The sequence below is a fragment of the Bradyrhizobium sp. Unk1 genome, from assembly GCF_059512345.1.
In genome coordinates, this window is record NZ_JCAMOP010000094.1 from 1 (window position 1) to 10,260 (window position 10,260).

At 59.0% G+C, this 10,260-nt stretch carries 6 protein-coding genes; 3 read left to right on the forward strand and 3 right to left on the reverse strand.

Going from position 1 to position 10,260, the window contains the following annotated elements; genetic code table 11:
• Positions 1-271: 271 nt before the first annotated feature.
• The 3 genes from AC5ZFO_RS46230 to AC5ZFO_RS46240 all read right to left on the reverse strand — a co-directional run bounded on the left by AC5ZFO_RS46230 (position 272) and on the right by AC5ZFO_RS46240 (position 4,244).
• Positions 272-568 (reverse strand): hypothetical protein, encoded by a 297-nt coding sequence (locus AC5ZFO_RS46230; protein ID WP_496124037.1) that lies wholly within the window; start codon positions 566-568, stop codon positions 272-274.
• A 358-nt stretch (positions 569-926) separates the two neighbouring features.
• Positions 927-2,525, reverse strand: coding sequence for an oleate hydratase (locus AC5ZFO_RS46235; RefSeq protein WP_496124038.1), 1,599 nt, complete (start codon positions 2,523-2,525; stop codon positions 927-929).
• Positions 2,526-3,992: 1,467 nt separating this feature from the next.
• On the reverse strand, positions 3,993-4,244 hold the full coding sequence (locus AC5ZFO_RS46240; protein WP_496124039.1) for a hypothetical protein: 252 nt from the start codon (positions 4,242-4,244) through the stop codon (positions 3,993-3,995).
• A 726-nt stretch (positions 4,245-4,970) separates the two neighbouring features.
• Here AC5ZFO_RS46240 and AC5ZFO_RS46245 point away from each other — a divergent pair.
• The 3 genes from AC5ZFO_RS46245 to AC5ZFO_RS46255 form a co-directional block, all read left to right on the forward strand.
• A complete protein-coding gene (locus AC5ZFO_RS46245; RefSeq protein WP_496124040.1) occupies positions 4,971-6,134 on the forward strand; it encodes an efflux RND transporter periplasmic adaptor subunit in 1,164 nt (387 codons plus the stop codon).
• Positions 6,135-6,144: 10 nt separating this feature from the next.
• Positions 6,145-9,255: a multidrug efflux RND transporter permease subunit gene (locus tag AC5ZFO_RS46250; RefSeq protein WP_496124041.1), complete on the forward strand. Its 3,111-nt coding sequence runs from the start codon at positions 6,145-6,147 to the stop codon at positions 9,253-9,255.
• A gap of 653 nt (positions 9,256-9,908) precedes the next feature.
• Positions 9,909-10,260: hypothetical protein (locus tag AC5ZFO_RS46255; RefSeq protein WP_496124042.1), on the forward strand; the 352-nt coding region annotated here is incomplete at its 3' end.

Here is a 10,260-nt window from a genome sequence, read left to right on the forward strand (position 1 = left end):
CATTCGCCACTAGCACTCTCCTCTCTAGAGATTCGAGCAACAACTAATGCGACGAATTTGCGTTCCAGATGACTAGGGTCTGTACTCGATAAAGGATTCCATCTGGGATTAGACTGTGATTGAAGCTTCTCAGCGGGGGGCGCTTGAATGGTATTAGCTCTAAGCAGAGCGCAGTTCGACATCGTTGAGCAGGGCCTGCACGGACAGGAATCGAAACACCTCGCAGACCGTGGCATTGGGGCGCGCTCGCGCCGTTAGGTCGTGTCTCGCTTTAGGAAGGCCCGCAGCCGGCCGATGACTTCAGCGGTTCGCTGACCGTCACGGCGGATGTGGTCAAGGGCGCCCCCGATCTCGCCGAGGTCGGGTGCCAGATTCTGTATATCTGCTGGGCCGGCTCGGCATTGATCAGAATGTCGGCGAGCGGCTGGTTCAGCTCGTGTGCGGGTGAAACGGACATCTCTCCCGCGGTCGCGCGGCGGTTCATGTGGGCGAGCTCCGACATGCGCTGGCGCGCCTCGACCTCGTCCACGAAGAGCAACCGGCGCTCGCGCAGCAGAACGGCTCTCATCAGCCCCTGCACCAGTACCGCGCCCGCCCCAGTCCGGTCCCAGGACGGGCGAGATCGAGCTCTCGCTGTCGATCACCGCGTGACCCTTGCCTGGTCACGGAGCCCGCCCGCAGACACTCGCGTGGCGACATGGTCCTGCTCGGCGAACCAGTCTCGCCGAGGGCGACCTCGCCCTTGTCTCTATCACCGACGCAGGTCACGGCATCCTATGCATGGGCATAGGCCTCTCCATCGCGCATACCATCGTCGAAGCGCATGGCGGCCGCATCGGGGCCGAAAACGTCCCGTCAGGGGCGCCGTCTTTCACGTCAGACTGCTGCTTGCAGTCGCGCGATCGCGACGCCGTCCCGGGAATGCGTCACCCGAAAGCCTTCTTCAGCGTCGCGAAGATCACCGCGAGCGACTTGTCGTGACGGGTCACCGGCGGCACCGGGCGATCGACCTTCATCAACTGATAGACCGCCATCTGCGCCGCGCGCACCGAATATTCGACAGTGAAGACGACGTCATGGGGGATCTCGACGAACTGGCTGACGAAGGCGAGGTTGACCGAATTCTTCGGCACCGGCAACGGCCGGTCGGCCAGATTGCGCGGCATGAACATGCTGGTGATGTAGGGCATGCGGCAGGGAATGCAGATCGCATCCTCGAACACGCTCGCGTCGAAGTTGAGGTGACCGCAGAGCTCCTTCAGGATCTCTGCGCCGCCGCAATCGGACATTGGCTTGGCCACGAAATTGCCGACGCGATCGGGGTGCAGCGCATAGCCCCAGAACACCTGCACGTCCTTCGGCTGCCCAGCGAAATGCGGCTGATGATACAGCACCACCGACATCAGCCAGCTCGAATCCCTGAACGTGACGAGCCCGCCGGTGCCGGCCCTGTTGCCGGAGAACGCCTCCATCTTGTCGAAGAAGCGGGGATCTCTGCAGGTAACGGTGAACGACAGCCAGTAGGATTCGGGGATTGAGGTGTTGAACGCGGACGGATTGCCGAATTCGGGACGTCCCTTCGCGATCCTCTCCCACAGCGCCCAGCCCTTGCTATCCTTCTTGGTCAGTTGCGGCGCCGGATCCGGCATGGTGCCGAGGCTCGAGGCGTCCGTCATTGAGCCGTTCTGGAAGAACACGAGGTCGTCGTCCTCGAGGCGGACATTGGCGGTGCGGCCGTCGCGGTCGAGCATGAGCTGGCGGACGCGCATGCGCCCGCCGTCGTCCTCAAGCATCATGTCGGTGACAGCCGTGCCGCGCACGAACTGCACGCCCTGCTGCTTCAGCCAGTCGGCGAGCGGCCGCACGATCGCGTCATACTGATTGTAGACCGTGCGCTTGACGCCGGCGAGGGTCTCGATCCGCGGGAACTCGTTCATGAAGCGGTGCAGATAGCGCTTCAGCTCGAGGGCGCTATGCCAGGGCTGGAAGGCGAAGGTGGTCTGCCACATGTACCAGAAATTCGATTCGAAGAATCCGGGCGACAGCCAGTCGGTGATGCGGCTGTTGCCGAGCGTCTCCTCTGATGCCTCGGCGAGCCGCAGCAGCTCGAGCCGGTCGCGCGCCGAGAAGCCCATATGCGTCACATCGATCTTAAAGCGGTTGCGGTCGACCAGCCGCGCCTGCGAATGCGCCGGAGTTTCCAGATTGAACGCGATCGTCTCCTCGCGCACGCTGAGGCCGGGATGTTCGAGCGACGGAATGCTCGACAGCAGGTCCCAGGTGCATTCGTAGTGATCGGTGGTGAGCATGCGCCCGCCGCGCAGCGAATAGGCGCCGTTCGCAAGCAGCGCGCCGTCGAGGCTGCCGCCGACCAGCGGCTGTGGCTCGTAGATCACGATATCGCGCCCCGGCGCCTGCGCGTCGCGAACGAGGAATGCCGCGCCCGCGAGCGATCCGATGCCAGCTCCGATGAAATACGCCTTCATGACGTGCCTCGATTGCAATTCGACATTTCGAAGCAACATAGCATGGCCGGACGCATCCAAGGTTGCGCTGGATCAAGCGCGGTGAGGACTGGCTCAGCTACGCGGAATGGCGGCGGATTGAGCCGTTGTTGCCGCGAAAACGTTGGTCTTGCTGCCACGCAGGAGCCTCCAAGTGAGGCACTTTCCGTCACGGATTGCAACGACATCAATTCTGGAACAGCCGATGCGGCCACGAGTTGGGGACGACTTTGAGCGAACAACATAAAAAGGCATTGCTCGAATACCAAGACGCTATGACCCGCTGCGTCATTAGCTCTTTGAGCATGTTCAAGAGGCGGTAATCAACGCCGAACGAGAATGATGAGGCCGTCGGCAAGTTGGCCTCTGAACAAATCCGCCGAAACGACAACGCGAGAACTCTTAGTGGAGGCTGCGGGAGCGAAATGTGCGTCGTTATGAGAGCGCATCCCCGGCAGTGTCTGCGCAGTTGCCTGTGCCTAGGGAAATACCACGAAACGTTTGATTGTGCTCCTGCTCTTTGCCGTTACGTCGATGCCTGCTCACGCGCAGTTGCCAGTCCCCTCTACATGGGTAAAGCAGCGAGGCTCTCTTCTCTCGATCCAAACGCTCGATGCATCGACGAGGAATTTCACCGGAACGTATGTTAACAATGCGACTGGATTTTCATGCCAGGGACAGCCGGTCCAATCCGGGCCCTTGGTCAACATAAACTGGATTGGCGTCGGCGCCCTGGGCGCTCGAACTTGTCATAGCAGCAACGGTTAAGCCAAGCAGAGAGAACACACGAAACATTGTATGGCCCATCCTCTTAGACTCGCTCGAACAGATGAGCGGGCCGCTAAAGTCCTCTCGCCGTTGCGGCAAGTTGATCTCAGCCAGTTACCGGCGTCACAGCGCAAGTCGCCCGATAACGTCATTAAACGTCTCAGATCCACAGAATTCAACCTACCAAGTTTTGGAGTGATGCCGGTTGCCTTCGTATCGGCGATGATCGAGATCGCATAGCTTGCGATCTGCTAGGCTCAGAGACTGACAAGCGCGGGCCTGATGGGCCGCAAGCACCGCAAGGGCTTGCGGCCGCAGGAATGTGATGTGCCGCGCGTACGTTGTCGGTACGCCGCCGTCTGGAATGCTAACCGCTGGCAGTCGCGGCTCGAACAGCGGACCACGTACGGCACGCTCCGCATCTCCCCCTTTCCGAGCCAGATCGGACGAGCTAAATTACGGCATTGGGAACGGGTGCCACGGGTGCGCAATTATTGCCCGCTTCTAAGGCGCGATCGCTATGTTTCGCCCTCTTTGAAGCTTCGGCTGCGAACCAGACGACCTTCAGCCCTTCGCGCCAGCCTGGCGTATGAAACGTATAGCGTAATAGCCCGCGAGGACGCATTCGCGTTGAAGCATGTTGAGCCAGCTGCCGCAGGAACGCGCGTGAAACGCGTTTCCAGTCGCTAGCAACTTAGACGCAGCCGTCGATCAGGCGGGTCACCAGCTCGGTAGGTGCCTTTCGCTTCTTCTGAACGACCCAACCTGGCCGCCCGCCTTTAATGGCCCCGATCCTCGGCGGCCGGCGATCGCCGCAGCCCGACTGAATTGTCGGCGCTCGAACCAGCTGTTCTTCTCGCGGAAAGCGTTGCGGATCGTGCTGGTCGAGCTGATCAACACGCCTTTGGTCTTCTGCTCGCCGCGACGTGCCTTCTTGCCGTCACCGGCATCGCCGGCCTTCTTCAACGCCACGAAGGCGGCGACAATCCATCTTACAAGGAATAGTTCTTAGCGGTGGCGGTTGTTTCCGCGCGGCAATCCGGATGGAAGCGGCGATCCTCTGCCGATGACAGCAGGCAATCTTCTCGATCGTATTATCGACGCGCCATCCGCCGATGGTGATGCAGGTAGGGTCGAAATCTCCATCCCGACACACGATCTTGCACCACGCTCTTGTGAGCTTCGTCCCTTACGCAGCCGTTCTTGCTCGTCGACGGGCCGGTAGAAAGTTGCTCTCCTGTCAGAAGTTGGACAATCCGCCTGTCAGACCTAGCACATCAAGGTCATCGTTTCGTGCCAAATGAGTGTCTCCTTTGGCACGACACCTGCTGGCACGACACCTGCACGGCCGTCCGCATCACGTGCGTCACCGCATAAACTCTTGAGGAACGGATCATGGTAAACGCAGAGATGCGCACGGGCGGCTACATTCATCTAGGATCGCTGCGTTATATACAAAGGTGGAGGGGTCGCATGTGCATAATCGAGCACCCTGATTTCACTGCTAACCTCCACTGGAGCATACGGTGATTCCGCTCATCCTATCGAATTCTGACAATGAGGCACACAGAAGCTCTTCATTTACCCGCCCGTTCGCGCAGAGCTCTCTTCACTCCATACAATTTGGCCAAGCACGGCATGAGCGCGGCAATAACGAACCAATGTTCATTTCACCCGCTTAGCTATGGATCCAGGGTAATGGCGCGCGGCCTCGATAGGTTTGGCTTGAGGTTAGCTCTGCCGACGGCTCTGCTGGTCGCTGCATGCAGTGGCGAACCGTCCAGCGACGCGCCCGCCGCACCACCAGAAGTAAGTCTCGTCACGGTGCTGACGGTGAAGCCGGAGGCAGTGACGCTCGCTGACGAACTGCCGGGACGCGTGGCTGCTTACCGAATCGCCGAGATTAGGCCTCAGGTCGGCGGGATCATTGAAAAGCGCCTGTTCGACGAAGGTTCGGAGGTCCAGGCCGGGCAAGGGCTGTTTCAGATCAACCCTGATCCATTCAAAGCGGAGGTCGAGAGCGCGGCCGCAGTGCTTCAGCGAGCTGAATCCAGTCTGGTGCGCTTTGAAAGCAAGTTCGACCGCGCAAGACAGCTAGTGACGAGTAATGCGATCAGCCGTGATGCGTATGATGATGCGATCGCCAATCTTGCTCAGGCGAAGGCGAATGTTGCCGAGGCACGGGCGATGCTCCAGCGCCGCAAGCTCGATTTGGCTTTCACAATAGTAAGGGCCCCGATCTCTGGGCAGATCGGCCCGGCGCTTGTTACCGAGGGCGCACTTGTCTCGGCTAACGGAGCCAAGGCTCTCGCGATCGTCCAGCAGATCGACCGGGTCTACGTTGATATTCGCCGACCTGCTGTGCAGATCGACGCGATCCGCGAGTCTGTTCAATCTAGGCAGCTTGATTATCTGTCTAAGGTGCCCGTTGAGATTAGCGCCACGAGCGGAAAACCCTATCCGGTCACCGGGCGCGCGCTGTTCGCGGACGTCAACGTCGATCCCGGCACGGGCAATGTCACCGTGCGCGTCGAGATGCCGAATTTAGGGCGCTTCTTGCTTCCAGGAATGTATGTCCGCGCCCGCTTACCACGCGTGGTGCGGCATAGCGCCTTGCTAGTGCCGCAGGAAGCCGTCATCCGTGATTTGGCGGGCCGAGCGCAACTCATCATCGTCGACCACAACAAGCAAGCGGCCCGACGCCCCATCAATGTAGGTGAGGTTGTGGATGGCCGCTACATTGTCACTTCGGGGTTGAAAGCCGGCGACGTTGTCGTGGTGCAGGGGCAGGAGCGCGTGCGGGATGGAGCCACGGTGCACTCGCAGGCATTCAAGCACGCCGCCGTGCAGGTCGAGCATTGAGAGAAGAGCTATGCCTCAGTTCTTTGTCGAGCGGCCCGTCTTCGCATGGGTAATCGCTATATTTGTCGTTCTCTTGGGGGGCTTGGCAATCCCGCAACTGCCAGTCTCTCGCGCTCCAAACATCGCGCCGCCGACAGTCAGCATCTATGCAATGCATACAGGGGCCACACCCCAGGCCATCAACGACAGCGTTCTCAGTCTGATTGAAAGGGAGCTGTCGAGCGTCAAGAACCTGCTCTATTTCGAATCAACCGCCGATACGTCGGGCGAGGCGAGCATCACCGCAACGTTTAAGCCCGGCACCGATCTCGAAATGGCGAAGGTGGACGTCCAGAATCGCTTGAAGAGTGTCGAAGCGCGTCTTCCTGAGCCAGTGCGCAGAGTCGGCGTTGCTGTGGAATCGGCTTCCACCGGATTTATCATGATTGTGACGCTCAGTTGCAACCATGGCCAATGTGACGAACTCGCCCTCGGCGACTACCTGTTGCGAATCCTTGCTCCTGAAATAAAGCGTGTTGAAGGCGTCGGTCGCGTGCAGGCTTTTGGCTCGGAACGCGCAATGCGCGTTTGGGTTGACCCAACCAAGCTCGTCTCTTATTCGCTATCATTAACTGATATCATAGGAGCAATTCGGGCTCAGAACGCGCAGATTGCGCCGGGACGCGTCGGTTCGGAACCAACCGTGCTCGGGCAGAAGGTGAGCATCCCACTCACAGTTCAAGGACAATTGCAGACGCCAGAAGAATTTGCGGCCATATTGCTCCGTTCAGAGCCGGACGGCTCAAGGCTCGTTCTGGCCGATGTCGCGCGCGTGGAGCTGGGTGCACAAACTTACACTTTTGCAATCCGCGAGAACGGCAAGCCGGCGACGGCTGCCGGGATTCAATTGACGCCGGGCGCAAATGCAATCCGGACGACCGCCGCCGTCCAGGCCCGTCTCGCCGAGCTCGCGCCGGCCATGCCGAACGAAATGAGTTACGCCGTAGCTTTCGAGACCGCACCTTTCGTGAAGATCTCGATCAAGAATGTTCTTCAGACCCTATTCGAGGCGATGATCCTCGTTTTCCTCGTCATGTTACTGTTTCTCCAGGATGTCCGATACACACTGGTCCCGGCCATCACCGTTCCGATCTCACTATTAGGCACCTTCGCGGTGATGTGGATGGCCGGCTTTTCGATCAACGTGTTCACGATGTTCGGTATGGTATTAGCAATCGGTATCATTGTCGATGACGCTATCGTTGTAGTGGAGAATGTAGAACGCATCATGGCCACCGAGGGGCTGACGCCCAAAGCTGCTACGCAGGAGGCCATGAACCAGATCACAGGTGCGGTCATCGGTATCACGCTCGCTCTGTCAGCAGTGTTCGTTCCGATGGGGCTCACGAGCGGGTCGGTCGGCGACATTTATCGGCAGTTTACATTATCGATGACGGTCTCGATCCTCTTTTCAGCTGTTCTTGCCCTCACATTGACACCAGTACTATGCGCAACGCTACTTAATCCAATCGAGGAGGGCCATCGTGAAAAACGAGGCTTCTTCGGCTGGTTCAGTCGTACCTTTAACCGGTTGACCAACGCCTATGTCGGATGGGTTGCTAAAATGGTCACGAGGACCGGCCGGATGATGGTGCTCTATGCCGTGATCGGCCTTGTTCTCGCAGCTGCGTACATGCCCTTGCCGACATCGTTTGTACCCGAAGAGGATCAAGGTAATTTTTTGACGACCTTCGTCCTGCCCGCCGACGCAACGGCAGGGCGCACCATCGAAATTGTGAATCGGTATGATCAACATGTGGGGTCACGCCCAGACATTGCGCGCAACCTCTCGCTAATCGGTTACGGATTTTCCGGCTCTGGGCCGAACACCGCGACCTCGTTCACGACACTCAAGGATTGGAGCGAGCGGAGCGGGACGATCGACGACGAGATTGCCAGCGCAACGGCAGCCATGGTCAGCGCACCGGAAGGGCTGATCATGAGTTTGAAGCCGCCTGCCATCGAATCACTAGGGACCACTTCCGAGTTTTCCTTGCGTCTAGAGGATAGAGCCAATCGCGGCATTGCTGCATTGATGACAGCACAAGCCCAGCTGTTGCAGCTTGCGGCTCAAAGCAAACTCGTGGGAAACGTCCATGTTGAAGGCCTGCCAAGCGCGTCGAACGTCAAGCTGAAGATCGATCGACAGAAGGTTGAAGCGCTGGGTGTATCGTTCATCGCGGTCAGTGATACCCTCACGGCTGCCATCGGTTCAACTTATGTCAATGATTTTCCAAATGCTGGACGCATGCAACAGGTGATCGTGCAAGCCGAGGCGGCGACCCGAATGCAGGTTGACGATGTGCTTAGGCTGTATGTCAGCAACAATGCAGGCGCCATGGTGTCCTTGTCAGAGCTCGTCACGCCAATCTGGGAAACTAGCCCCCTCCAGTTCGTGCGTTATAACGGCTATCCGGCTGCACGCATTGCAGGCAGGCCTGCACGCGGGATATCCAGCGGCGACGCGATGCTGGAAATGGAAGGACTAGCGTCACAATTGCCCGCAGGTTTCGCGGTTGAATGGACTGGGCAGTCGCTGCAGGAAAAGCAATCCGCCTCGCAGGCTCCCTTCCTGCTTGCTCTCTCCATGCTGGCCATCTTTCTGGTGCTAGCTGCGCTTTACGAGAGTTGGTCAATACCGTTCTCGGTGATGCTTGTCGTACCGCTTGGAATCATCGGTTCTGTTCTTGCAGTCCATCTTCGTGGACTCGACAATGACGTCTTTTTCAAAATCGGTCTAATAACCATTACCGGACTTTCAACCAAGAACGCGATCCTCATCATTGAATTCGCCCAGCATCTTCGCATTCAGGGGCATTGCCCAATGAAGGCCGCCGTCGAAGCAGCCGGACGTCGATTCCGGCCGATTCTGATGACCTCGCTGGCCTTTGCACTCGGTGTGGTCCCGCTGATGCTTGCACGTGGCGCCAGCGCCGAAACCCAGCGCGCGATCGGGACCGGCGTATTCGGTGGGATGATCTCAGCAACGGTCCTTGCTGTGTTCTTTGTGCCGGTCTTCTACGTCGTAGTCATGAAATATTTCGGGCGTGGCAAAGAACGCGCATCCGTGCGAGCGCACTAGCTACGCCTTCCAGCAGACCCGAAACCGCTTTCCAGATTGAGACACTCGTCTTATATAGTACTTTCGACCAGAGCTATGCAGTAAAGTAGGTGATGACGGCTTGAGATGGGCAGCGTATCGAGGCGGATGCCGAGTACCACAGAACCTCTCAAAGAGAGCGATACGCCATGTGACCGAGCGTCCCTAAGAGATGTGCGATTTGCAGGCACGTCGGGCGCACGCGCCCAGATAGCTTCTTCTACAGGCCCGCAGGGAAGAGCACGGCTAGTGCTGATTGGCGCGACGCGGGAAGGCAAGAAGGAACTGATCGGCTTCAGATCGGCGTGCGGAAAGTCGCGCAGAGCTGGGCAGAACTCCTGGTCCTTCGAGGAAGGCCCAGCTGGCGTTCTCCATCAAATGCCAGCGATCTGCGACCTGAACCGTGTGCGGCGGGGCCTTTTGCCTCGGCGTCGCCCTAGCCTCCGCGCCGGTCGCTGGCGAGGATCGCGATTGAGTGATGCGCAGCGAGCCGTCCCCGGGCGACTGCAGGGCTCCTCGTCCAGCAACAGGATCACGATCCGAGGCGTTACATTACAGACGATGCTGGCGAATCGCAGACCGCGTGGCTAGGGCCAATAATCAATGCCGCTAACCCTGAGTGGGCCAGCCGGCTGATGGTGACCGCGTCGGACCAGGCGCAGGAGGCTATCCGAGCTAATAGCAGTAGCACCCGTTTTGCACCTCCTGCTGCCAAGAAGATTGCGAACAGGAAGATTCTGCGCGCCTGTCGTATCAGGTTGCGATCTGTCGGACGTCTGCGAGACGGCGGATCATCGCTCGATGACATTGCGGTCTCTGTAGGCCCTATCGCAGCGATGCGGATGCTTGCGGCGCGGATTCGGCCGGATGACAGCCTTGATGCGGCGTGCGGCCAACTCGTCGCGCAAGCTTCTAGCAGTCTGCTGAAAAACCTCGAAATGGAGCGTCCTCGCCGGTCGTTGTTGGGGCGATGCGGTGGAGTTGGAC